The 25,245-nt window shown below is 47.6% G+C and carries 18 protein-coding genes; 15 read left to right on the plus strand and 3 right to left on the minus strand.

Annotated elements, in window-relative coordinates:
- The first annotated feature begins 978 nt into the window (after nucleotides 1–978).
- The 3 genes from gltB (at nucleotide 979) to asnB (ending at nucleotide 8,684) form a co-directional block, all read left to right on the plus strand.
- On the plus strand, nucleotides 979–5,520 hold the full coding sequence (gene gltB, locus BN161_RS17510; protein ID WP_044268776.1) for a glutamate synthase large subunit: 4,542 nt from the start codon (nucleotides 979–981) through the stop codon (nucleotides 5,518–5,520).
- A 112-nt stretch (nucleotides 5,521–5,632) separates the two neighbouring features.
- On the plus strand, nucleotides 5,633–6,970 hold the full coding sequence (locus BN161_RS17515; protein ID WP_044268779.1) for a glutamate synthase subunit beta: 1,338 nt from the start codon (nucleotides 5,633–5,635) through the stop codon (nucleotides 6,968–6,970).
- A gap of 19 nt (nucleotides 6,971–6,989) precedes the next feature.
- The gene (gene asnB, locus BN161_RS17520; protein WP_044268783.1) at nucleotides 6,990–8,684 is read left to right on the plus strand and encodes an asparagine synthase B; all 1,695 of its coding nucleotides are present in this window, start codon (nucleotides 6,990–6,992) and stop codon (nucleotides 8,682–8,684) included.
- Nucleotides 8,685–8,777: 93 nt separating this feature from the next.
- Here the strand turns inward: asnB and BN161_RS17525 are convergent, their stop codons facing one another.
- From BN161_RS17525 to BN161_RS17535, 3 genes are read right to left on the minus strand one after another with little or no spacing between them, the layout of a single operon-like run.
- Nucleotides 8,778–8,996, minus strand: coding sequence for a hypothetical protein (locus tag BN161_RS17525; RefSeq protein WP_044268785.1), 219 nt, complete (start codon nucleotides 8,994–8,996; stop codon nucleotides 8,778–8,780).
- The gene (locus BN161_RS17530) at nucleotides 8,993–9,469 is read right to left on the minus strand and encodes a DUF3990 domain-containing protein (RefSeq protein WP_044268786.1); all 477 of its coding nucleotides are present in this window, start codon (nucleotides 9,467–9,469) and stop codon (nucleotides 8,993–8,995) included. Before BN161_RS17530 ends, BN161_RS17525 begins: the two co-directional genes overlap by 4 nt.
- Nucleotides 9,466–9,690, minus strand: coding sequence for a DUF3791 domain-containing protein (locus tag BN161_RS17535; RefSeq protein WP_044268789.1), 225 nt, complete (start codon nucleotides 9,688–9,690; stop codon nucleotides 9,466–9,468). The genes BN161_RS17530 and BN161_RS17535 overlap by 4 nt, the downstream gene beginning before the upstream one ends.
- A 763-nt stretch (nucleotides 9,691–10,453) precedes the next feature.
- Between BN161_RS17535 and potA the strand changes: the two genes are divergently transcribed.
- The 12 genes from potA to BN161_RS17595 all read left to right on the plus strand — a co-directional run bounded on the left by potA (nucleotide 10,454) and on the right by BN161_RS17595 (nucleotide 25,140).
- Nucleotides 10,454–11,896 carry a polyamine ABC transporter ATP-binding protein gene (gene potA, locus BN161_RS17540; protein WP_044268791.1) on the plus strand — a complete coding sequence of 481 codons (1,443 nt, stop codon included), beginning with the start codon at nucleotides 10,454–10,456 and terminating at the stop codon, nucleotides 11,894–11,896.
- A 16-nt stretch (nucleotides 11,897–11,912) separates the two neighbouring features.
- Nucleotides 11,913–12,686 carry an ABC transporter permease gene (locus tag BN161_RS17545; RefSeq protein WP_044268793.1) on the plus strand — a complete coding sequence of 258 codons (774 nt, stop codon included), beginning with the start codon at nucleotides 11,913–11,915 and terminating at the stop codon, nucleotides 12,684–12,686.
- Nucleotides 12,683–13,474, plus strand: coding sequence for an ABC transporter permease (locus BN161_RS17550; protein ID WP_007214337.1), 792 nt, complete (start codon nucleotides 12,683–12,685; stop codon nucleotides 13,472–13,474). Before BN161_RS17545 ends, BN161_RS17550 begins: the two co-directional genes overlap by 4 nt.
- Nucleotides 13,475–13,588: 114 nt before the next feature.
- Nucleotides 13,589–14,911 (plus strand): ABC transporter substrate-binding protein, encoded by a 1,323-nt coding sequence (locus BN161_RS17555; protein WP_044268794.1) that lies wholly within the window; start codon nucleotides 13,589–13,591, stop codon nucleotides 14,909–14,911.
- Between the two features lie 71 nt (nucleotides 14,912–14,982).
- A complete protein-coding gene (locus BN161_RS17560; protein WP_044268795.1) occupies nucleotides 14,983–15,747 on the plus strand; it encodes a glycerophosphodiester phosphodiesterase family protein in 765 nt (254 codons plus the stop codon).
- A 484-nt stretch (nucleotides 15,748–16,231) separates the two neighbouring features.
- Nucleotides 16,232–17,050: a diaminopimelate epimerase gene (gene dapF, locus BN161_RS17565; RefSeq protein ID WP_044268796.1), complete on the plus strand. Its 819-nt coding sequence runs from the start codon at nucleotides 16,232–16,234 to the stop codon at nucleotides 17,048–17,050.
- A gap of 95 nt (nucleotides 17,051–17,145) precedes the next feature.
- Nucleotides 17,146–18,378 (plus strand): LL-diaminopimelate aminotransferase, encoded by a 1,233-nt coding sequence (locus BN161_RS17570; protein ID WP_044268797.1) that lies wholly within the window; start codon nucleotides 17,146–17,148, stop codon nucleotides 18,376–18,378.
- A gap of 88 nt (nucleotides 18,379–18,466) precedes the next feature.
- A complete protein-coding gene (locus BN161_RS17575; protein WP_044268798.1) occupies nucleotides 18,467–19,186 on the plus strand; it encodes a hypothetical protein in 720 nt (239 codons plus the stop codon).
- 87 nt (nucleotides 19,187–19,273) lie between these two features.
- Nucleotides 19,274–19,630, plus strand: coding sequence for a P-II family nitrogen regulator (locus BN161_RS17580; protein ID WP_044268799.1), 357 nt, complete (start codon nucleotides 19,274–19,276; stop codon nucleotides 19,628–19,630).
- A gap of 132 nt (nucleotides 19,631–19,762) precedes the next feature.
- Nucleotides 19,763–21,202 (plus strand): ammonium transporter, encoded by a 1,440-nt coding sequence (locus tag BN161_RS17585; RefSeq protein WP_044268800.1) that lies wholly within the window; start codon nucleotides 19,763–19,765, stop codon nucleotides 21,200–21,202.
- 56 nt (nucleotides 21,203–21,258) lie between these two features.
- A complete protein-coding gene (locus BN161_RS17590; protein WP_044268801.1) occupies nucleotides 21,259–23,448 on the plus strand; it encodes a glutamine synthetase III family protein in 2,190 nt (729 codons plus the stop codon).
- Nucleotides 23,449–23,844: 396 nt separating this feature from the next.
- A complete protein-coding gene (locus BN161_RS17595) occupies nucleotides 23,845–25,140 on the plus strand; it encodes a S28 family serine protease (protein ID WP_044268802.1) in 1,296 nt (431 codons plus the stop codon).
- The last annotated feature ends 105 nt before the right edge of the window (nucleotides 25,141–25,245 follow it).

Consider the following 25,245-nt stretch of genomic DNA (forward strand, 5'->3'; position numbering starts at 1 on the left):
GCATTTAACTCATTTCTGTACGAAAATGAGCAAATATCCGAAAAAGGATTGAAATTTTGAAAATCACTTTGCTTTTGATAATATAATACTACAATAAGACAATGCTCCGCCTACCCTTAAACCTCCCCAAAACCTGTGTCAGGGAAAGTCGTTACCTTTGCCACCCTCAGTCGTTACCTTTCCTACCCCAAACTCGTTACCTTTCCATACCCCCTCTCTGGGGGTGTTGTAGAGGCGATTTTAGTGATGATACTCTGTTTCCGGCTAAGGAATGCGAAGTGGTAAAAAAACAGGATATCTGAAAACAAATGACCTGTCATTCATTATTATTAATATCGGAATTAGTTCCTTCTGTACCATTTTGAATCACCTCATACCGATCTGAACATTTTGATTCGGTTACCCCATAAAATAACTAAGGTGTAATGAGGTGATTGCTACTTTACCACCCGTCCCCAATAAACTTCAGCAAAGCAATAACTGTTGCAACAAGATTTCATATCAGCAAGTATCCTGATATTATCCGAACCGTATCCGATCCGTACCTGCTCCGTAGTTACTCCGTAGCTATAAGAATAGAGTTACTACGGAGATAGTACGGAGATGCTACGGAGCAGACACGGAGATTATACGGAGATCATACGGAGATTACATGGAGATAGCACGAAACTGATAAAAATACAAAGATTAATTGCCACGACCTACAATTTGGCAATGTGGCAATATGACAATTTGGCAATATGATGAAATGACCAACAGCTTCATTAATTTCAATACAAAATAAAAAACACCATATTTCTTTTAATTTAAAAGGAAATAGCTCTGTTTTATATCATATTAAAAGAACATTCATTCGAGTAAGTATTTTATAAATCACAAACGCGCACCCAATCTTATCATTTTGAAACTATTTATATATCTTTGTCGAACATTTTGATAGTAATAATAGGTATTATCGCAAAATAAAGTAAACTTAAAATGAAGAAAGAAGAACTTTTTAACAACAAAACAAAAGTGCAACCCTATCAACGACAGCCCAGGCAGTTGGGCTTGTATGATACAGAAAACGAGCATGACGCTTGTGGTGTCGGTATGTTAGTGAACATCCACGGAGGCAAGTCACACGAACTGGTGGAGTCTGCATTGAAGGTGTTGGAAAACATGCGTCACCGGGGCGCCGAAGGTGCGGATAACAAAACCGGAGACGGTGCCGGCATCCTGCTGCAAATTCCGCATGAGTTTATTCTTTTGCAGGGTATTCCTGTTCCCGAGAAAGGGAAATACGGTACAGGCCTCCTCTTTCTGCCGAAAGATGAGAAAGACCAGGGTGCTATCTTAAGTATCATCATCGAAGAGATTGAAAAAGAAGGATTGACATTGATGCACCTGCGCAATGTGCCCACCTGTCCCGAAATTCTGGGAGAATCGGCACTTGCCAACGAACCGGATATCAAACAAATTTTCATCACCGGATTTACGGAAAGCGAGACAGCCGACCGTAAACTCTATCTCATAAGAAAAAGAATAGAAAACAAAGTACGCAAATCGGATATTGCCATGCGCGAGGATTTCTACGTTGTCTCCCTATCCACGAAGAACATCATCTATAAAGGTATGCTCTCTTCACTGCAACTGCGAGGCTACTTCCCCGATCTGACAAACCCCTACTTCACCAGCGGCATAGCACTGGTGCACTCCCGCTTCAGCACCAACACCTTCCCTACCTGGGGACTGGCACAGCCGTTCCGCCTCCTGGCTCACAACGGCGAAATCAACACCATCCGCGGCAACCGGGGTTGGATGGAAGCCCGTGAAAGTGTGCTCTCCTCTCCCGTCCTGGGCGACATCAGGGAGATACGCCCCATCATTCAGCCGGGGATGAGCGACAGTGCCTCACTGGACAATGTATTGGAATTTCTCGTTATGTCAGGCCTCAGCCTGCCGCACGCCATGGCCATGCTGGTGCCGGAATCTTTCAATGAAAAGAACCCCATCAGCGAAGATCTGAAAGCATTTTATGAATACCATTCCATCCTGATGGAACCATGGGATGGCCCTGCCGCCTTGCTCTTCAGCGACGGGCGTTTTGCGGGCGGTATGCTCGACCGTAACGGATTGCGTCCTGCACGCTATCTGATTACGCACAACGACATGATGGTAGTTGCCAGCGAAGTGGGCGTGATGGATTTCGAACCGGGAGACATCAAAGAGAAGGGACGACTGCAACCGGGTAAGATACTACTGGTAGATACCGAGAAAGGAGAAATCTACTACGACGGGGAATTGAAAAGACAGTTGGCCGAAGCCAAGCCTTACCGCAGTTGGCTGGCAACGAACCGCATCGAACTGGATGAGCTGAAAAGCGGCCGTAAAGTAGCGCACACTGTGCCCGATTACGAGAGGATGCTGCGCACCTTCGGCTATTCCAAGGAAGATGTGGAGCGGCTCATCGTCCCTATGTGTACCACAGGTGCCGAGCCTATCAACTCAATGGGGAATGATACGCCGCTTGCCGTGCTTTCGGATAAGCCGCAACTGCTGTACAACTACTTCCGCCAACAGTTTGCACAAGTCACCAATCCGCCTATCGACCCGATACGCGAGGAACTGGTAATGTCACTGACGGAATATATCGGTGCCGTGGGCATGAACATCCTGACACCCAGCGAAAGCCATTGTAAGATGGTGCGCCTCAACCATCCCATCCTGAGCAATGCACAACTGGATATTCTTTGCAACATCCGCTACAAAGGTTTCAAAACGGTGAAACTACCCTTGCTGTTTGAAGTAGCAAAGGGCCGTGCCGGATTGCAGGAAGCACTCACAGCACTTTGCAAGCAAGCGGAAGAGTCCGTCAGCGAAGGGGTGAACTACATTGTACTGAGCGACCGTGATGTGGACGCCACCCATGCGGCTATCCCCTCCCTACTGGCAGTAAGCGCAGTACACCACCACCTGATTTCGGTAGGAAAACGTGTACAGACAGCATTGGTCGTGGAAAGCGGTGAAATACGCGAGGTGATGCATGCAGCCCTGTTACTGGGATTTGGCGCCAGCGCCCTGAACCCTTACATGGCATTCGCCGTGATAGACAAGCTGGTGGCGAAGAAAGAAATCCAGTTGGATTATGCCACTGCCGAAAAGAAATATATCAAATCCATCTGCAAGGGATTGTTCAAGATCATGAGTAAGATGGGTATCAGTACTATCCGTTCGTATCGGGGAGCGAAAATATTCGAAGCCGTAGGTTTGAGTGAAGAGCTCAGCAATGCTTATTTCGGCGGGTTGAGATCCACAATAGGCGGTATCCGGCTGGATGAAGTCGCACACGATGCAATCGCATTCCACGATGCAGGTTTTGCCGTACAGGTAGACGGATTACTCCCCAACAACGGTTTGTATGCTTTCCGTAAAGACGGAGAAGAACATGCATGGAATCCGGAAACCATTTCTACCTTGCAACTTGCCACACGCCTAGGCAGCTATAAGAAGTTCAAAGAATTCACCAGTCTGGTAGACAGAAAAGAAGCGCCTATCTTCCTGCGCGATTTCCTGGATTTCCGCCGTGACCCCATTTCCATAGATAAGGTTGAACCGGTAGAAAGCATCATGCACCGCTTTGTGACGGGTGCCATGAGTTACGGTTCTATCAGCAAAGAAGCGCATGAGGCAATGGCCATTGCCATGAACCGGATTCACGGACGCAGCAACACAGGTGAGGGAGGCGAAGACAGCGCACGCTTTACGCCCCGCGAAGACGGAACCAGTCTGCGTAGTGCCATCAAGCAGGTAGCTTCGGGACGTTTCGGCGTAACAACGGAATATCTGGTGAACGCCGATGAAATACAAATCAAGGTGGCACAAGGGGCCAAACCGGGTGAAGGGGGTCAGTTGCCAGGCTTTAAAGTAGACCAGGTGATTGCGAAAACACGTCATTCCATTCCCGGCATTTCATTGATTTCTCCCCCGCCCCATCACGACATTTATTCCATCGAAGACCTGGCACAGTTGATCTTCGACTTGAAGAATGTAAATCCTCGTGCCAAGATCAGTGTGAAACTGGTAGCCGAAAGCGGTGTAGGAACCATTGCCGCCGGAGTGGCCAAAGCAAAAGCAGACCTTATTGTCATCTCCGGTGCGGAAGGTGGTACGGGCGCCTCTCCTGCCTCCAGTATCCGCTATGCCGGTATCTCTCCTGAACTGGGACTAAGCGAGACGCAACAGACTCTCGTACTAAACGGTCTGCGCGGGCAAGTGATGCTGCAAGTGGACGGGCAACTGAAAACCGGTCGTGACATCGTATTGATGGCGATGCTGGGTGCCGAAGAGTTCGGTTTTGCAACCAGCTCTTTGATTGTACTAGGCTGCGTCATGATGCGTAAATGCCATCAGAATACCTGCCCTGTGGGTGTGGCGACGCAAAATGAGGAACTTCGCCGGCGCTTCCACGGACGCAGCGAATACCTGGTGCACTTCTTCACTTTCCTGGCGCAGGAAGTGCGGGAATATCTCGCAGAAATCGGTGTGGAACGTATGGATGATATCATCGGACGCACGGATCTTATTATCCGCAAGTCAGAAAACGAATCACCCAAGCAATCCCTGATTACTTTCGACAAAATACTGGCACGCGTCGATAATGGTGCAGCCATCCGCCACACCATCGACCAGCAACACGGCATCGACCACGTAAAAGACGTTGAAATGCTGCATGCCGCTGCCGAAGCTCTGGAAAATCAGAAAGAAATCTCACTGGAATATACGATTGCCAATACGGATCGTGCTTGCGGAGCCATGCTTTCGGGCACCATTGCCGCGAAGTACGGTGAAGCGGGATTGCCGGAACATACGTTGAACGTAAAGTTCAAAGGTTCTGCAGGACAAAGTTTCGGTGCCTTCCTTGTACCGGGTGTCAACTTCAAGCTGGAAGGTGAAACGAACGATTACCTCGGCAAAGGTCTTTCGGGCGGACGGATTGCCGTGTTGCCTCCGGTACGCTCTAACTTCCAGGCCGAAAAAAATACGATTGCAGGAAATACCTTGCTCTATGGTGCAACTAGCGGTGAAGTTTACATCAATGGGCGCGTAGGCGAACGTTTTGCTGTCCGCAATTCCGGTGCCATTGCCGTAGTAGAGGGTGTAGGCGATCATTGTTGCGAGTACATGACGGGCGGTCGTGTGGTAGTCCTCGGTTCAACAGGGCGCAACTTCGCAGCCGGTATGTCGGGTGGTGTAGCTTATGTATGGAATAAGGATGGAAACTTCGACTATTTCTGTAACATGGAAATGGTGGAACTAAGCCTCATCGAAGAAGCATCCTATCGTAAGGAATTGCACGAACTCATCCGTCAGCACTACCTCTATACAGGCTCCAATCTGGCACGCACCCTACTTGATGACTGGAACCGATATGTGGATGAGTTTATCCAGATAGTCCCCATCGAGTACAAGAAGGTACTGCAAGAGGAGCAAATGCGGAAACTGCAACAGAAGATTGCAGAGATGCAGAGAGATTATTAAGAGATTTATGATTTATGGCTTGCCGGACAGTATCATAAGGGCATGCCATAGCATAAGCCTAAGTAGAGATCATAAACCTGAAATCATAAATTATAAATCATAAATCATTAACATGGCAGATCCAAAAGCATTCTTAAACATACCACGACAGGAAGCGGGATATCGTCCTGTCCACGAACGTATCACCGACTTCAGTCAGGTGGAGCAAACTTTAAACAGTCACGAACGCAAACTCCAGGCATCACGTTGCATGGATTGCGGTGTACCCTTCTGTCACTGGGCATGCCCGTTGGGCAATAAACAACCTGAATTTCAGGATGCACTTTATAAAGGTAAATGGCGCGAAGCATACGAAGTGCTCGCCGCCACAAACGACTTCCCTGAATTTACCGGACGCATCTGTCCGGCACTTTGTGAAAAGTCGTGTGTACTGAAGCTTTCATGCGATGAGCCTGTCACCATTCGTGAAAACGAGGCGGCTATTGCCGAAGCGGCTTTTCGCGAAGGTTACATCGTGCCCATTCAGCCCCAACGTAATGGAAAGCGGGTTGCCATCATCGGTGCAGGTCCTGCGGGACTCTCCGCTGCCTGCCGGCTGAATGCTAAAGGCTATGAAGTGACTCTTTTTGACAGCAAACCCATGCCCGGCGGATTACTACGCTATGGTATTCCTAATTTTAAACTCGATAAAGCAGTAATCGACCGCCGGATGGGAGTGCTTGAAGCCGAAGGCATCAAGTTCGAAATGGGCGTAACGGTAAATGTACAGAAACTCCCCGCGGGCTTTGATGCCTACTGCATCTGCACCGGGACGCCGCAGGCACGTGACCTCAATATCCCCGGACGCGAACTGAAAGGTATTTATCTTGCCCTCGAAATGCTGTCCCAGCAAAATCATATCCTCGATGGAGAAACGTTCCCGAAAGAACGTCTGGTAAATGCCAAGGGCAAACGGGTTCTCGTCATCGGTGGCGGTGATACAGGATCGGATTGTATCGGTACGAGTATCCGCCAGGGAGCCGTGAGTGTGACACAGATTGAGATCATGCCACAGCCTCCCGTAGGTCACAATGACGCTACTCCTTGGCCGCAATGGCCCATTGTGCTGAAGACGACTTCAAGTCACGAAGAAGGTTGCACGCGCCGCTGGTCGCTGGCATCCAATCAGTTTATTGGCAAGAATGGAAAAGTCTGCGGTGTAGAGGTGGAAGAAGTGGAATGGACTCCGGCTCAGGATGGAGGACGCCCTACCATGAAACCTACCGGAAAGAAGGAAGTGATAGGCGCCGATATGGTACTTCTGGCCATGGGCTTCCTGAAACCGGAACAACCGGAATTTCCGGAAAATGTATTCGTAGCAGGTGATGCGGCACGTGGTGCCAGCCTTGTGGTGCATGCACTGGCGGACGGACGGAGAGTGGCAGAACGGATAGACAAGTATTTAAATTAACCCCTAATCACTAAGTATTATGTGTGGAATCGTAGGTATCTTCAATATCAAATCTCAATCCCAGGAATTGAGAAATAAAGCGCTTCGAATGGCGCAGAAAATCCGTCATCGCGGACCAGACTGGAGTGGTATTTATGTAGGCGGCAGTGCCATCCTGGCTCACGAACGTCTTTCCATCGTCGATCCGGAAAGTGGCGGACAACCTTTGTACTCTCCGGATGGCAAGCAAATCCTTGCCGTCAACGGTGAGATCTATAATCATCGGGAAATCCGTTCCCGCTACGCCGGCAAGTATGCTTTCCGTACAGGATCGGACTGTGAAGTCATCCTCGCATTATATAAGGATAAAGGCATTCATTTCCTCGAAGAATTGAACGGTATTTTCGCCTTTGCCCTTTACGATGAAGAAGCAGACGACTATCTGATTGCCCGTGACCCTATCGGAGTAATCCCTCTTTATATCGGTCGTGACGACCAGGGACATATCTACGTCGGTAGCGAACTGAAAGCTCTCGAAGGTTTCTGTGATATCTACGAGCCTTTTCTGCCCGGACATTACTTCTGGGGACGTGAAGGAAAAATGCACCGTTGGTATCAACGTCCCTGGACCGATTATGCCGCCGTCAAAGCCAATGACACCACCGCCCGCCGGGCTACCCAACCAGAAATCAACAACGTAAAACTCGCCCTTGAAGCTGCCGTGCAACGCCAGTTAATGTCCGATGTTCCTTACGGTGTTCTGCTCAGTGGTGGCCTCGACTCTTCCGTCATCTCCGCCATTGCCAGGAAGTATGCCCGCAAGCGCATTGAAACTGATAACCAAAGCGAAGCCTGGTGGCCTCAACTCCACTCCTTCGCCGTCGGCCTGCGCGGTGCACCGGACTTGATTAAAGCCCGTGAAGTGGCGGAATACATCGGCACTGTTCACCATGAAATCAATTATACCATTCAGGAAGGGCTCGATGCCTTGCGTGATGTCATCTACTTTATCGAAACATACGATGTTACCACTGTGCGTGCCTCCACACCGATGTACCTGTTGGCACGTGTCATCAAGTCTATGGGCATCAAGATGGTGCTTAGCGGTGAAGGCGCTGACGAGGTTTTCGGTGGTTATCTCTACTTCCACAAAGCCCCCACACCACAGGCTTTCCACGAAGAGACGATCCGTAAGCTCTCCAAACTGCACCTGTACGACTGTCTGCGTGCCAACAAGAGCCTCGCTGCCTGGGGTGTGGAAGGTCGTGTTCCCTTCCTCGATAAAGAATTCCTGGATGTGGCAATGAACCTCAGCCCTGCCGTCAAGATGTGTCCGGGCAAAGAAGTGGAAAAACGCATTGTGCGCGAAGCTTTTCAAGATATGCTTCCTCAAAGTGTTGCCTGGCGGCAAAAAGAGCAATTCTCCGATGGCGTCGGTTACAATTGGATTGATACATTGAAGGCCATTACTTCGGCCGCCGTCACCGACCATCAGATGGAACATGCCGCCGAACGGTTTCCCATCAATCCGCCACAGAATAAGGAGGAATATTACTATCGTAGCATTTTCGAAGAACACTTCCCCAGTCAGTCGGCTGCCCGAAGCGTGCCCAGTGTGCCGAGCGTGGCTTGCTCTACTGCTGAAGCACTCGCCTGGGATGCCACGTTGCAAGGGAAAAATGATCCAAGCGGACGGGCGGTGGCAGATGTGCACAAGGCAACGTATGCCAGGTAATGCATCTTTACTGATAATAATGAAGGCGCCCCACCCATTCTCTTTGCAAAGAATTGGCGGGGCGAATCCATAATAATATATAGCTTCTGTCAGCTATGACATTTTACCAGTTTTAATTTCATTCCTCAGAAAGTCATACACATAGCGAGGACTCTGAAAATAAAGTCCGGTTTTAGTATCCTGCAATTTTGCATACGTATCCGATGTATACAGAGTACGCAATGCAGATTTCATATCCATACCGAAATCTTCCATTAACAATAAAACAAGGTCTTTTGCTAAACCTTCTATCGCATAATCTACCTCACTCATATTCTCTTCAGTAAACAAATTGCTCGTTCAGTTCCAAAATAATATTGAATAGTCATTCCTTTCATATATTTCAGCCGTTCAATAAACGTAGGCAAATCAATTTCTCTTTCCATATATCTACGTATCTGAATTCCTACACGATCATTAGCTATCGGTCCGATTACAATATCATAGTCGTGAACGTTTGCTGATGTAGGATTGTTGCGGTTAGCAAATATAAAATCCGCCCATTCATTATCGTATTCATTAAAGACTTTCACTTTTAAGGAGGAATCATGCAAACAAGCTTCGTCAAATTCAAAAGCATTAACGACCGGCACTCCATCTATCTGTTCAGCCTTATAATCAGCCATAGCAATAGCCTGCTCTTTTTCAGCTGAAAGATAAAACCCTTTTCCAAAGTCTTTATTAGGTTTTGATTTTTGAAGATCAATTTCCTTAATATCTACAGTTGTACCATGATAAAGAATCATTTTATTGCCCCTCCAAAACGTTGACAATAAACCGTAATATCTGATATTACATCCTCAAAACGTTGTGTATGAGCAATACCATAGTGTTTATCTATGAAATCAATAGCTTTATACCGATCCAGATAACGGTATGCCTGGCTGGGAGCAAGCGAATGTAGCTTAGCAAACTCACTAATCAGAGCTACAATATACTCTATTTTATCCTTAACACTAAAATCCATAAAAGTATTCTTTTTAGCAATGAAACATCACAAAGATAATCATTATTTCTATGATTTATTACTCTTTCTGCACCCATTTACTATCAATTTTTAAATATTCATGTATTCAAAATGGCATTTTCGAGCATCCATTGTGTAAACAATTTACCAATCAACATATATCAACAGAATACCAAAGGTTCTTATCACAGTCTCAAATATAGACAAATCACAGGCATTTTTCTGCTTTATTCAGCTTCCTGTTATTCGTTTTTAAAGAATAACAGGAACGTTTTTAAAGAATGTGCTCAACGTTTATTAAAAACGTAAAAAGGCTCTTTTAAGCCCAGATCCGATAAATATCAACAAGAAAGGCGATAATTTCCTATTGAAATTACCGCCTTTCTTATTTTTCGTCTATTATTATCTTAGAAAACAAGTTGTATGAATTCTCTATTATCAACTACCCTGCAAAGATACGACATCCGAAAGGCGAAGTCAAGTATTTAGGTTGGTTTTTCCGACTTTTATTTTTTCTTTTTTTATTCTTCTCATTCTTACATACCATAAATATAGTAAACCAGCACCGCAAGAAAGATCGTGTATCAGCAGCGCTGACGTACCATAACCGAGGGAAGTACAAAAACTACAAGCCACATAATAATGCGAATTAGTAGTTGAATTTGATTCATTTTCCCAATTTATTCCCTACCTTTGTCCCCGCTTTTTTTTAGAAAGGCAGAATTCGTTCTATTAGTTTTAGGTTAAACACTTAATAACGCTTATGCAAAAGTCTGACTGCATCATCGGTGTAGAGCACGTATCGAAATACTTCGGAGACAAAGCCGTACTGAATGATGTAAACCTCTCTGTCCGTAAGGGCGAATTTGTAACGATATTGGGCCCCTCCGGCTGCGGCAAGACTACTTTGTTGCGCCTGATAGCCGGTTTCCAGACCGCCTCGGAAGGTATCATCACCATCGCCGGAAAAGACATCACGCAAACACCGCCACACCAACGTCCGGTGAATACCGTCTTTCAGAAGTATGCCCTTTTCCCCCACCTCAACGTGTACAACAACATCGCTTTCGGACTGAAGCTCAAAAAGATGCCCGATGCCACCATTGGCAAGAAAGTGAAACAAGCCCTCCGCATGGTAGGTATGACGGATTACGAAGACCGTGACGTCGACTCCCTCTCCGGCGGACAGCAGCAACGTGTTGCCATTGCCCGTGCCATCGTCAACGAACCCGAAGTGCTGTTACTGGACGAACCCCTCGCCGCCCTCGACCTCAAAATGCGCAAAGACATGCAGATGGAGTTGAAAGAGATGCACCAGAAGCTTGGGATCACCTTCGTCTACGTTACCCACGACCAGGAAGAAGCCCTCACTCTGAGCGACACCATCGTCGTGATGAGCGAAGGCCGCATCCAGCAAATAGGTACCCCGACAGACATCTACAACGAACCCATCAACTCTTTCGTAGCCGATTTCATCGGAGAAAGTAACATCCTGAACGGTCTCATGCTTCAAGACAAAGCCGTATCCTTTGCCGGACACGAATTTGAATGTGTCGACAAGGGCTTTGGCGAAAACACTCCCGTCGATGTAGTCATCCGTCCCGAAGACATCTATATATTCGAGCCTTCTGCCGCTGCTCAACTGACGGGTACTGTCACCTCCTGCATCTTCAAAGGCGTGCATTACGAAATGATGGTACAGACTAACGAGGGCTACGAATTCATGGTACAGGACTATCACAGTTTCGAAGCCGGACGGGAAGTCGGTCTGCTCGTGAAACCTTTCGACATTCACGTAATGAAGAAAGAACGCACCTGCAACACCTTCGAAGGCAAGCTCATAGATGCCACACACGTCGAATTCCTCGGTTACACCTTTGAGTGCGCCGAAGTGCGGGACATCGAACCGGGCAGTTCCGTCCTCGTAGAAATAGATTTCCGGAACGTCATCCTCGAAGATAACGAAGAAGACGGTCATCTGACGGGCGAAGTGAAATTCATCCTTTATAAAGGAAACCATTACCATCTCACCGTGTTTACCGATTGGGACGAGGATATCTTTGTAGACACCACTGACGTCTGGGACGACGGCGACCGTGTCGGCATCACCATCGCACCCGAAAATATACGAATTGTTGCACCGGCACAGACCACCGGTTCTATCCCTATTGTCGAATCCGCTAATAAGAAAGGAAGTGCTCAGTAATATATCCCGTTTCTTCATGCGTCGCCGGAACTGGACAGTTCCCTACGCATTGTTTCTCATCATCTTCGTTGTGATGCCTCTGTTGCTCATTGTGGTTTATGCCTTCACCGATGCTGAAGGCGCATTCACGTTTGCCAACTTCCGCAAATTCATGATGCATCCCGAATCTATCAACACATTCGTCTACTCCATCGGAATAGCTGTCATCACGACTCTGGCGTGCCTCCTGCTCGGTTATCCGGCTGCTTATATTCTCAGTCAGAAGCGCTTCAACACTTCCCAGACCATGGTTGTACTGTTCATCCTGCCTATGTGGGTGAACATCCTGATACGTACACTTGCCACGGTGGCATTGTTTGATTTCCTCAACCTGCCGCTGGGCGAAGGAGCTTTGGTATTCGGTATGGTCTACAACTTCCTGCCGTTCATGATATACCCTATCTACAACACGTTGCAGAAGATGGATGGCAGTCTGATAGAAGCAGCCCAGGATCTGGGAGCTACGCCTGTACAGGTATTCGGTAAAGTGATCCTCCCCCTTTCGATGCCCGGCATCATGAGTGGCGTGGTGATGGTTTTCATGCCCACGGTTTCCACCTTTGCCATTGCCGAGTTGCTGACGATGAACAACATCAAACTGTTCGGTACCACCGTACAGGAGAATATATATAACGGAATGTGGAACTACGGCGCTGCCTTGTCGCTCATCATGCTGTTGCTGATTGGCGTCACCGCCCTCTTTACCAACGAGGACGACAGTGCACAAAATGAAAGCGGAGGTGTGATATGATGACACGTATTCTGGCGAAAGGCTATCTTTGGTTTCTGCTTGCCCTGCTCTATTCGCCCATCCTGATTATTATGATCTTCTCTTTCACCGAGGCCAAGGTACTGGGTAACTGGACAGGATTCTCTACCAAACTATACAGTTCACTATTTACAGGCGGCATGCACCACTCGCTGATGAATGCCATCTGGAACACGTTTGCCATTGCTACGATTGCCGCCACAGCCTCTACCCTGCTGGGAAGTCTGGCAGCTATCGGCATCTTTAACTTGCGCTCCCGGGCACGTCAGGTGATGAATTTCACCAATGCCATTCCGATGATGAATGCGGATATCATTACCGGTGTATCCCTGTTCCTGCTATTTGTCAGCTTTGGCATTTCGCAGGGATTTACTACGGTGGTATTGGCACACATCACTTTTTGTACCCCTTATGTGGTGCTTAGTGTGATGCCCCGTCTGAAGAAAATGAATCAGAATGTATACGAAGCAGCCCTCGACCTCGGAGCTACCCCTTTCCAGGCGCTTCGCAAAGTCATCTTCCCGGAAATTCTGCCGGGGATGATCAGTGGTTTCATCCTCGCTTTCACGCTTTCCATTGATGATTTCGCAGTAACGATCTTCACTATAGGAAATGAAGGATTGGAAACATTGTCGACATACATCTATGCGGACGCACGTAAGGGTGGATTGACTCCTGAACTGCGTCCACTGTCAACAATCATTTTTGTAACGGTGCTGGTATTGCTGATTGTGATTAACAAGAGAGCAGAAAGAAACAAGAAAGAATGATATAGAATGTGGTAAGGTGGTAGAGTGATAAAGTGATAGTGGGATGTCACTCCGTTATATAGCGCAGCCACCTTATCATATTATCACTTTATCACAATTTAATTCAATCAAACAATGAAGAAATACCTCCCCCTCTTCCTCTGCATCCTTCTCCTCGCCTCCTGTACCGGTGCCAACGAGAAGCGCAGCCGTGTACTGAAAGTCTACAACTGGGCAGATTACATCGACGAAGAAGTCCTCGCCGAATTCCCCGCCTGGTACAAAGAGCAGACAGGCGAAGATATCCGCATCATCTACCAGATATTTGATATCAATGAAATCATGCTCACCAAGATTGAGCGCGGACAGGAAGATTTCGACCTTGTATGCCCATCGGAATACATCATCGAACGAATGTTGAAGAAAAATCTTCTCCTCCCTATCAGCCGCAATTTTGGGAAGACTCCTGACTATATCCCCAACATCTCCCCATACATCCAGAAAGAGTTGGAGAAAATCAGCCAGCCCGGTCGCCACACCAATGATTACGTCGTTCCCTACATGTGGGGTACCGCCGGAATACTCTATAACAAGAAGTTCAAGACCCTTGAAGAAGTCAGCTCCTGGGGATGCCTTTGGGATGCCGTCAACCGTGGCAAGATTCTGATGAAAGACAGTTACCGCGATGCCTACGGCACTGCCATCATCTATGCCCATGCCCGGCAACTTGCCGACAGCACCATCACCGTGGAGCAACTGATGAACGACAATTCCCCTGAAGCCATTGCCCTTGCAGAGCAATACCTGAAAGCTCTGAAACCCAATATTGCCGGGTGGGAAGCCGACTTCGGCAAAGAAATGATGACCAAAAACAAAGCATGGCTCAACCTTACCTGGAGTGGCGACGCCGTCTGGGCCATTGAAGAAGCGGAGGCTGTAGGCGTGGACTTGGACTATGTAGTTCCCCGTGAAGGCAGCAACATCTGGTACGATGGCTGGGCCATCCCCAAGTATGCCCGCAACGTAAAAGCCGCCAGCTACTTCATCAATTACCTTTGCCAGCCGGATATCGCTCTGCGCAATATGGATGCCATCGGCTACGTCAGTGCCGTAGCAACGCCCGAGATTATGGAGGCAAAGATCGACACTACTCTTGAACAGTTCTCCGACCTCAGCTATTTCTTCGGTCCCGGTGCAGACAGCGTTCAGATCAATCCGATACAATACCCTGACCGTAAAGTCGTGGAGCGTTGCGCCATGATCCGTGATTTCGGTGACCGCACAGAGCTTGTTCTCGAAATGTGGAGCCGCGTCAAAGGCGATAACCTGAATACGGGTATCGTGCTTCTCATCTTTGCAGTCTTCGGGATACTGTTTGTGTGGATTGCCTGGAAACGGATCAGCATTTATAAGCAGAAGAAACGTCACCACAGACGCAGACGTCGTATACGCAGATAATAATAACATAAATGAAACATCACTTTTCGGACATATTTTGTACCTTGCGGCAGAATTATAAATAAGGAACTATGAAACTGAAAAAACTTTTATTTGCCTCCGCCATGTCTCTTGCCGCATGCGGCATCCTGCAGGCTCAAAACACTCAAGTCATTGCCCACCGTGGTTTCTGGAAAACCGACGGCTCTGCCCAGAATAGTATTGCCGCCCTGGTGAAAGCTGACTCCATCCACTGCTACGGCTCCGAGTTCGATGTCTGGCTCACTGCCGACAACAAGCTTATTGTAGACCACGACGGTGTATTCAAAGGTGTCCGCATGGAAACATCCACCGAGAAAGAATGTACCTCTATCATCCTCGACAACGGTGAGAGCCTCCCTACCCTTCAGCAATACCTCGATAAGGCCAAAGGACTGAAAACCCGCCTTATCCTGGAACTGAAAGGACACAAGACTCCCGAACGGGAAACGCTCGCCGTAGAGCAAATTGTGAAAATGATTAAGGATATGGGACTGGAAGAGCGTACCGAATACATCACTTTCTCACGCCATGCGACCAAAGAATTCATTCGCCTGGCTCCTAAAGGTACCCCCGTATATTATCTGGAAGGCGACCTCAATCCGCAGGAACTGAAAGACATGGGTTGCGCCGGTCCTGATTATCATTTCTCTGTCTTCAAGAAACATCCCGGGTGGATCAAAGAATGTCACGACCTTGGCATGAAAGTAAACGCCTGGACAGTAAATGATGCCAAAGATATGGAATGGCTCATCAGCCAGGGAGTGGATTTCATCACCACCAACGAACCGGTATTATTGCAGGAAATATTGGAATAGTTCCAACCTGTGCCAATGCCACACTTTAACTCCCCCAATGCCACACCTCAACAATTCAAATGCCACACTTCGATGGCTCAGATGAATGGCATTACGGAAGCTAAAGTGTGGCATTTGATTTGTTATAGTGTGGCATTATGCAAAAGATCATTTAGTCAGCAAAAAGAAGAAAATAATTTCATTCTGTCATATACAAATCCTCATTTTCACCCCATAAACTCCATTTTTTCACTTAAAACACGTATTTACGCCACTACTTACATAGAATGAATATGCGGAAATAATTCCATAAATAACAATTTATACAAATATGCGCCCTCAAACTTTTAATTTAAAACTTGAATACCGTATATTTGCAGCGAGTGAAAGAATAAATAAAAATAATAGAAATAAGATATGTATTCTACAAATAATTTAGCAAAACGTCGTATCTTTGCACCGTGATAAAACAAAAAGAAAGATTAATTCACCAACAGAGTACAAAATGACAAGAGCTATAAAATTCACTAAGATGCACGGAGCAGGCAACGATTACATTTATGTAAACACCCTGAAATATCCCATCGAAAGCCCTGAAAAACTTTCGGTTGAATGGAGCGCCCCGCATACAGGAATTGGAAGCGACGGCCTGGTACTCATCGGCAGTTCGGACAAGGCGGATTTCAGCATGCGCATCTTCAATGCGGATGGTTCCGAAGCCAAAATGTGCGGCAACGCCAGTCGCTGCATCGGTAAGTATTTATATGAATACGGATTGACCTCCCAAACAGCCGTTACCCTCGACACCCTGTCGGGAATCAAAGTACTGAAACTCCATGTGGAAGACGGAAAAGTGAACACCGTAACCGTGGATATGGGACGTCCCGCCGATATGAAAGAGCAACCCATTGAAGCCAACGGACAGAAATTCACCGGAACAACCGTATCAATGGGAAATCCTCACCTGGTAATCTTTGTAGAAGATATTAAAGATATCAACCTCGAAAGCATCGGCCCGAAACTGGAAAATCATCCGTTGTTTCCCGACCGCATCAATGTAGAGTTTGCCCAGGTGCTGGAGGATGGGAAAATCAGGATGAGGGTGTGGGAAAGAGGTTCGGGCATCACCCAGGCTTGCGGAACCGGAGCCTGCGCCACCGCGGTAGCCGCCGCACTGTCCGGAAGATCCGGAAGAAAATCAGACATCATCATGGATGGAGGCTCGCTTACCATCGAATGGGACGAAAAGACGGATCACGTATGGATGACCGGAGAAGCAGTCCGGGTGTTCGACGGGGAAGTAATTATGAATGATGAATTATGAATGATGAATTATGAATAGCCCCCCAACAGCGCAGCCCATTCATAACTCATAATTTATAATTCATAATTAAATAACGCACTTAAAACAACAAAAGTATGGCATTAGTAAACGAACATTTTTTGAAACTACCGGGAAGTTACTTATTTTCAGATATAGCTAAAAAGGTGAATACTTTCAGGATAACGCACCCTAAACAAGAGGTCATCCGCCTGGGTATCGGAGACGTTACCCGGCCACTGCCATCGGCTTGCATCGAGGCGATGCACAGGGCGGTGGATGAGATGACAAATGCCGGTACCTTCCACGGATACGGTCCCGAACAGGGATATGACTTTTTGATTGAAGCGATCATCAAACATGATTATGCTCCCAGAGGCATTCATTTTACCCCTACGGAAGTATTCGTAAACGATGGAGCCAAAAGCGATACGGGCAACATAGGCGATATCCTCCGCCACGACAACAGCGTGGGAGTGACAGACCCCATCTACCCGGTATATATAGACAGCAACGTAATGTGTGGCCGTGCCGGAATATTGGAAGAAGACGGCAAATGGAGCAACGTGACCTACATGCCCTGCACTGCCGAAAACAACTTTGTTCCCGAGATACCGGACAAGCGGATTGACATCGTCTACCTCTGCTACCCGAACAACCCGACGGGAACAACGCTGACCAAGTCGCAACTGAAAAAATGGGTGGACTACGCGCTTGCCAATGATACACTGATTCTGTTCGATGCCGCTTATGAGGCGTTTATACAGGAAGAAGACGTTCCCCACTCCATTTACGAAATAAAAGGAGCCAAGAAATGTGCCATAGAGTTCCGCAGCTTCTCGAAGACAGCCGGATTCACCGGAGTCCGTTGCGGATACACCGTAGTTCCGAAAGAGCTGACAGCCGCCACCCTGACCGGTGAACGCATTCCGCTGAACCGTCTCTGGAACCGCCGTCAATGCACCAAATTCAACGGTACCAGCTACATCACCCAACGGGCTGCCGAAGCCATCTACACCCCGGCAGGCAAGCAGCAGATAAAGGAAAACATCGACTACTATATGGACAACGCCCGAACTATGAAAGAGGGGCTCGAAGCAGCCGGATTGAAAGTGTACGGCGGCGTGAATGCTCCTTACATCTGGCTGAAAGCGCCGAATGGCATCGGTTCCTGGCGCTTCTTCGAACAGATGTTGTACGAAGCCAATGTAGTGGGAACACCCGGCGTAGGTTTCGGCCCCAGCGGAGAAGGCTACATCCGCCTGACCGCTTTCGGTAATCACGAGGATTGTGTGGAAGCCATGAGGAGAATCAGAAAATGGTTAGCATGAAGATAGAAAAGATAACAACTAAAATAAAACTATAGTTTCACCGGACTGATCATCCGCAATTTGTCTAAACTTAAAAGGTAAAATAGGTATGAAAATGAAAAGCGTAAAATTCAGAATGATAGCCATCGCGCTATTATCAGCAACAATGCCTTTCACGGCAAAGGCACAGGATAAAGTGGAAGCCTCAGTCGGTGCAGATTTTGTAAGCAGCTACATCTGGCGTGGAACAGACTGCGGTGGTATAAGTATCCAGCCCAGCATGGGAGTCAGTTACAAAGGTTTATCACTGGCAGCCTGGGGTTCGGTAGGAATCGACAAGGAAGATGCCAGGGAAATCGACCTCACACTGGGTTACACAACAGGCGGTTTCAGCGTATCCGTTACAGATTACTGGTTCTCCTACCACAAAGAGGATGGCGGATATACGGGAGATTATTTCAAGTATGGCGCACACAACACAGTGCACATCTTCGAAGCCACTCTGGGATATGATTTCGGTCCGCTGGCACTGAGTTGGAACACTTACTTTGCCGGAGATGATTATGCGAAAGAGAATGGTGACAGAGCTTACTCCACGTATGTAGGCATCAGCGCACCCTTTAAACTCGGTGGCTTAGACTGGTCGGCAGAAGTAGGACTTACCCCATGGGAAGGTGCGTATGCCAACAAGTTCAACGTAACCAACCTCACACTGAAAGCAGAAAAAGAAATCAAGTTCACAGACTCTTTTTCGCTGCCCACCTTTGCACAAGTGACGTTCAATCCACACACGCAGGGTGCATACTTCGTATTCGGAGTTAGTTTTTAAAGAAGGATAAACGGGTATAGGTATTTACAGATGCGCCGAATGGCAAATCGTAAATCGTAAATTGTCTAATTGTAAATGTATTAAGGTATGAAAAAGATTGAAGCAATTATCCGCAAGACAAAATTCGAGGATGTAAAGGACGCATTACTTGAAGCGGACATCGAATGGTTCTCCTACTACGACGTCCGGGGTATAGGAAAATCCCGCCAGGCACGCATCTACCGCGGTGTAATGTACGACACCAGCTCCATTGAACGTATCCTGGTCTCTATCGTGGTGCGTGACAAAAATGCCGAAAAGACTGTGCAGGCCATCATCAGATCTGCACAAACCGGAGAAATCGGCGACGGACGTATCTTCGTCATCCCCATAGAAGACGCTATCCGCATCCGTACCGCCGAACGTGGCGACATCGCCCTCTACAATGCCGAACAGGAAAGATAAAAGGGCAGCATCAAACCGCAACAAAAAAGCGAGCGATACACTACCTTATAAAGTAAAAACTCACGCCCCCGTAAGCTAGAAGCTCGCTAGAGAAAGACAAAGAATACAAGTACAACAAAAAGCAAAAAACTTATGGATAAATATAGTAAACGCAGCATTGCCAAGCTGTGGATAGCTGCCGCTGTCATTATAGCGCTCTGCACAACAACAGAAACTTTTGCACAAACTTCCGCAGCAACGGATAGTATATCAGCTACAACAGCCGCTGTTATAGATACATTAGAAGAGACTACTGTAGAATCATCAGCCCCTGACACCGTAGGAGAATTAGTAAACGGACTCAACACAGTATGGATGCTTCTCGCCGCTATGCTGGTATTTTTCATGCAACCGGGCTTTGCACTGGTAGAAGCCGGTTTCACCCGGGTTAAGAACACTGCCAACATCCTGATGAAGAACTTCGTGGACTTCATGTTCGGCAGCCTGCTCTATTGGTTCATCGGTTTCGGACTGATGTTCGGTGTAGGTGGTTTCGTAGGAATGCCCCACTTCTTCGACCTCTCGTTCTATGACGGAGGAGGATTGCCAACAGAAGGCTTCCTGGTATTCCAGACTGTATTCTGTGCCACAGCGGCTACTATCGTATCAGGAGCCATGGCCGAACGTACCAAATTTTCCATGTATTTGATTTACACCATCTTCATCAGCGTACTGATCTATCCGATTTCCGGTCACTGGACCTGGGGCGGCGGCTGGTTGATGAACGGTGAAGAAGGTTCGTTCATGATGAATCTGTTCGGCACCACGTTTCACGACTTCGCAGGTTCCACCATTGTTCACTCCGTCGGTGGCTGGATTGCGCTGGTAGGCGCAGCCATCCTTGGCCCACGTATCGGTAAATACAGCAAAGATGGCAAATCCAGAGCTATTCCGGGACACAACCTCACCATAGCGGCGCTGGGTGTATTCATTTTATGGTTCGGCTGGTTCGGTTTTAACCCCGGTTCACAGTTGGCAGCAGCCTCTACGGACGATGCAATGGCTATCTCACACGTCTTCCTCACCACGAATCTTGCAGCTTGCGCCGGAGGTTTCTTCGCACTGGTGGTCAGTTGGTTAAAATTCAGCAAACCATCTTTATCCCTGACTCTGAATGGTATCCTGGCAGGTTTGGTAGGTATCACGGCAGGTTGCGATGCGGTTTCTCCGCTGGGGGCAGTCATCATCGGTACAATCTGTGGTATCCTCATGATATTCTCTGTAGAGTTCATCGATAAAGTGCTGAAGATTGACGATCCAGTTGGTGCAAGTTCCGTACACGGTGTCTGCGGTTTCACGGGTACCATTCTCACAGGTTTCTTGTCTACCAGTGAAGGGCTCTTTTATGGTGCGGGCTGGGGATTCCTCGGAGCACAAGTATTCGGCGCCCTCGTAGTAGGTGCATGGGCAGCCGGCATGGGATTCCTCATCTTCAAAGGACTCGATAAGATACACGGTCTCCGCGTTTCAAAACGTGTTGAAGAAGAAGGGCTCGACATCTACGAGCATGGTGAATCGGCATATAACGGATAAAGAAAAAAGTTTTTTTACTCTAACAAATAGTTTTTATAAACCAACAATTACAAGGTATGTCTAAATTGAGATTCAGAGTAGTAGAAACGGCGTTTAAAAAGAAACCCGTTGCAGTGGCATCCCCAGCGGAACGTCCGTCGGAATATTATGCCAAGTATGTGTTCAACAAGGAAAAGATGTTCAGGTATCTGCCGAGCAAGGTATATGCCAAACTGATTGACGTGATCGACAATGGCGCTCCGCTGGATCGCAGCATTGCTGATGAAGTGGCAGCCGGTATGAAGAAATGGGCACTCGAAATGGGCGTTACCCACTACACTCACTGGTTCCACCCGCTCACCGAAGGTACAGCCGAGAAGCATGACGCTTTCATCGAACACGACGGCAAAGGCGGTGTGATGGAAGAATTCACAGGCAAACTGCTCGTTCAGCAGGAACCGGATGCATCCAGCTTCCCTAACGGTGGCATCCGCAATACGTTCGAGGCACGCGGTTACAGCGCATGGGACCCTTCCTCCCCAGCTTTCATCATCGATGATACGCTCTGTATCCCGACCATTTTCATTGCGTACACCGGTGAGTCACTGGACTACAAGGCCCCGTTGCTGAAAGCCCTGCGTGCCGTAGACAAAGCCGCCGTAGACGTATGCCGTTACTTCAATCCGGAAGTGAAGAAGGTAGTTGCCTATCTGGGTTGGGAACAGGAATATTTCCTGATCGACGAAGGTCTGTATGCCGCCCGTCCCGACCTGCTGATGACAGGCCGCACGCTGATGGGACACGACAGTGCCAAGAACCAACAGTTGGAAGACCACTATTTCGGTGCCATCCCTACCCGCGTGGCAGCCTTCATGAAGGAACTGGAAATCGAAGCATTGAAGCTCGGTATCCCCGTTAAAACCCGTCACAACGAGGTAGCCCCCAATCAGTTTGAGTTGGCTCCTATCTTCGAAGAATGTAATCTGGCGGTAGACCACAACATGCTCATTATGGCACTGATGCGTAAAGTAGCCCGTAACCACGGCTTCCGCGTACTGCTGCACGAAAAGCCTTTCAAGGGTGTCAACGGTAGCGGTAAGCACAACAACTGGTCATTGGGTACGGATACAGGCATCGGGCTGATGGGCCCGGGTAAACTGCCCGAAGAGAACCTGCGTTTCATCACCTTCGTAGTGAATACCCTGATGGCCGTCTACAAGCACAATGGGTTGTTGAAAGCCGCTATTTCCAGTGCCACCAACGCACACCGCCTGGGCGCCAACGAAGCACCTCCCGCAATCATTTCCAGCTTCCTGGGCAAACAGTTGTCACAGGTATTGGAACACATTGAAGAGAGTACCAAGGATGATCTCGTAAGCCTTAGCGGCAAGCAAGGTATGAAACTGGATATTCCGCAGATACCGGAATTGCTGATTGACAATACCGACCGTAACCGCACCAGTCCGTTCGCCTTCACCGGAAACCGCTTTGAGTTCCGCGCCGTAGGTTCGGAAGCAAACTGTGCCTGCGCCATGATTGCCCTGAACGCCGCTGTAGCCGAGCAACTGGTAGAATTCAAAAAAGATGTGGACGAACTCATCGAGAAGGGTGAACCGAAGATTTCGGCTATCCTTGAGGTCATCCGCAAATACATCAAGATCTGCAAACCCATCCATTTCGATGGCAATGGCTACAGTGACGAATGGAAGGAAGAGGCCAAGAAACGCGGCCTGGATTGCGAAACCAGTGTACCTCTCATCTTCGACAGCTATCTGAAGCCGGAAAGTATCCGCATGTTCGAGGATACCGGTGTCCTGACTCAGAAAGAACTGGAAGCCCGTAACGAAGTGAAATGGGAAACTTACACTAAAAAAATCCAAATTGAGGCTCGTGTATTAGGTGATTTGGCCATGAACCACATCATCCCGGTAGCCACGCAGTATCAGACGGATCTCATTGATAACGTTTACAAGATGAAGGATCTGTTCCCCGGCGACAAAGCTGCAAAACTGTCTGCCAAGAACCTGGAACTCATCGAAGAGATTGCCGACCGCACCGCCTTCATCAAAGAGCATGTAGATGCCATGATCGAAGCCCGCAAAGTGGCCAACAAGATCGAAAGTGAACGTGAGAAAGCCATTGCCTACCACGACACCATCGTACCGGCAATGGAAGAGATCCGTTACCATATCGACAAGCTGGAACTGATTGTCGACAACCAGATGTGGACGCTGCCAAAATACAGGGAACTCTTGTTTATAAGATAAGTGAAGAGAAGTGATTAACGGTTAGTGATAAGCAAAATGCCGCATACAGCGCAGCCACTAATCACTCATCACTAAACACTAATCACTATTTGAAATTATCTATTTCTTTTGTTGGTTGTTTTAAGTTTGCAGAGGGAGGGGTGCCGGGAGGCAGTTCTCTCTCTTTTTTATGGCTACACCCTTTGCCCCTTATGGCTACACCCTTTATAGTAAAGGGTGTAGCTATCCGGTCAAAAGGGTGTAGCCATTCTGAATGTGCTTTGCAAGTATCTGTAGAGGGGTATAAAATAAAACTGGGAAACTAAAATATCATCGTTATTTGTTCGTCTGAATATCACATTTTGTTACCTTTGCCGGTATTTACAAAACCAGATGATAAATTTAAAACGATTCATTATGAAGAACATGCACATTCGCTATGCAGCACTCCTACTCTTTGTTTTGCTGTCAGCATCGGCCTCTTCTTTCGCACAGACCGTTCTGGAGCAAAAAATCAGCGCGATTTCCGCCATTAAAGAAATCCGCCCACTGGAAACTTCTGAGTTTTCAGAGAAATATGTGACCTATTTTACCCAACCGCTGGATCACCGCCATCCTGAGAAAGGCAGCTTTCGCCAACGCGTTATCGTTTCTCATGTCGGCTTCGACCGCCCCACAGTGATCGTTACCGAAGGCTATGGCGCCGCTTACGCTCTCCGTTCCCAATATCGTGAAGAGCTTTCAAAACTTCTCAATGCCAACATGATATTCGTGGAATACCGCTACTTCCTTGAGTCTACCCCCGAACCCAAAGACTGGCAATACCTGACAGCCGAGAACTCTGCGGACGACTTACATGCCATTACCACCGCATTCAAAAACATTTATCCGGGCAAATGGATCGCCACCGGCATCAGCAAAGGAGGACAGACCACGCTTCTTTACCGCACTTTCTATCCGGATGATGTAGATATTTCTGTTCCTTACGTAGCTCCGCTTTGTTATGGAGTAGAAGATGGACGCCATGAGCCTTTCCTGCATAAAGTTTCAACACCGGAAAACCGCAAGAAAATTGAAGATTTCCAATTGGAAGCATTGAAACGGAAAGCAACTTTACTTCCCCGTTTTGAAAAGTATTGCACTGAAAAGAAGTATTCATACCGTGCACCGATTGAAGAAATTTACGATTACTCGGTATTGGAATATTCTTTCGCTTTGTGGCAGTGGGGTACTCCTATCAGCTCCATACCCGCTACTACAGCCTCTGATGATGAAATTTTCTCTCATCTGCTTGCCATCAGTGAACCGGGATATTTCACCGCCGACAGCCCCAACGCTTCTTTCTTCGTACAGGCTGCCCGTGAATTGGGATACTATGGTTATGACGTAGCCCCTTTCAAAGACTACCTTTCCATCCAATCGAGTAAAGGTTATCTGCACCGTCTGATGCTTCCCGAAGAATTGAAAGATATGCCTTTCGACAAAACTTTAAGTAAGAAAATAACCAAGTTTCTAAAGAAACAGGACCCGAAGATGATCCTCATTTACGGTCAGAACGATCCATGGACAGCCGCAGGCGTCACCTGGCTGAAAAACAAGAAGAATATTCATGTATTTATCCAACCGAATGGCAGCCATCTGGCACGCATCAACACACTGCCCGAAAAAGAAAAGAAAGAGGTGATGGAACTGATAAAACAATGGCTAAAATAAATGCTAATTTAACGGTGGGAATAACTGAGATTAAGACAGGCTGAAAGCCTGATATTACATAGCGTAGGGCAACGCCCTACGTGATTATGTATATCTCTATTTTAA

It is taken from the genome of Bacteroides timonensis, from assembly GCF_000513195.1.
Classification (GTDB): domain Bacteria; phylum Bacteroidota; class Bacteroidia; order Bacteroidales; family Bacteroidaceae; genus Bacteroides; species Bacteroides timonensis.

What these genes read in the sequence shown, in the direction of transcription:
- gltB (WP_044268776.1), top strand. Translation starts at nt 979, where the DNA reads ATGAAGAAAGAAGAACTTTTTAACAACAAAACAAAAGTGCAACCCTAT.
- BN161_RS17515 (WP_044268779.1), top strand. Translation starts at nt 5,633, where the DNA reads ATGGCAGATCCAAAAGCATTCTTAAACATACCACGACAGGAAGCGGGA.
- asnB (WP_044268783.1), top strand. Translation starts at nt 6,990, where the DNA reads ATGTGTGGAATCGTAGGTATCTTCAATATCAAATCTCAATCCCAGGAA.
- BN161_RS17525 (WP_044268785.1), bottom strand. Translation starts at nt 8,996, where the DNA reads ATGAGTGAGGTAGATTATGCGATAGAAGGTTTAGCAAAAGACCTTGTT.
- BN161_RS17530 (WP_044268786.1), bottom strand. Translation starts at nt 9,469, where the DNA reads ATGATTCTTTATCATGGTACAACTGTAGATATTAAGGAAATTGATCTT.
- BN161_RS17535 (WP_044268789.1), bottom strand. Translation starts at nt 9,690, where the DNA reads ATGGATTTTAGTGTTAAGGATAAAATAGAGTATATTGTAGCTCTGATT.
- potA (WP_044268791.1), top strand. Translation starts at nt 10,454, where the DNA reads ATGCAAAAGTCTGACTGCATCATCGGTGTAGAGCACGTATCGAAATAC.
- BN161_RS17545 (WP_044268793.1), top strand. Translation starts at nt 11,913, where the DNA reads ATGCGTCGCCGGAACTGGACAGTTCCCTACGCATTGTTTCTCATCATC.
- BN161_RS17550 (WP_007214337.1), top strand. Translation starts at nt 12,683, where the DNA reads ATGATGACACGTATTCTGGCGAAAGGCTATCTTTGGTTTCTGCTTGCC.
- BN161_RS17555 (WP_044268794.1), top strand. Translation starts at nt 13,589, where the DNA reads ATGAAGAAATACCTCCCCCTCTTCCTCTGCATCCTTCTCCTCGCCTCC.
- BN161_RS17560 (WP_044268795.1), top strand. Translation starts at nt 14,983, where the DNA reads ATGAAACTGAAAAAACTTTTATTTGCCTCCGCCATGTCTCTTGCCGCA.
- dapF (WP_044268796.1), top strand. Translation starts at nt 16,232, where the DNA reads ATGACAAGAGCTATAAAATTCACTAAGATGCACGGAGCAGGCAACGAT.
- BN161_RS17570 (WP_044268797.1), top strand. Translation starts at nt 17,146, where the DNA reads ATGGCATTAGTAAACGAACATTTTTTGAAACTACCGGGAAGTTACTTA.
- BN161_RS17575 (WP_044268798.1), top strand. Translation starts at nt 18,467, where the DNA reads ATGAAAATGAAAAGCGTAAAATTCAGAATGATAGCCATCGCGCTATTA.
- BN161_RS17580 (WP_044268799.1), top strand. Translation starts at nt 19,274, where the DNA reads ATGAAAAAGATTGAAGCAATTATCCGCAAGACAAAATTCGAGGATGTA.
- BN161_RS17585 (WP_044268800.1), top strand. Translation starts at nt 19,763, where the DNA reads ATGGATAAATATAGTAAACGCAGCATTGCCAAGCTGTGGATAGCTGCC.
- BN161_RS17590 (WP_044268801.1), top strand. Translation starts at nt 21,259, where the DNA reads ATGTCTAAATTGAGATTCAGAGTAGTAGAAACGGCGTTTAAAAAGAAA.
- BN161_RS17595 (WP_044268802.1), top strand. Translation starts at nt 23,845, where the DNA reads ATGAAGAACATGCACATTCGCTATGCAGCACTCCTACTCTTTGTTTTG.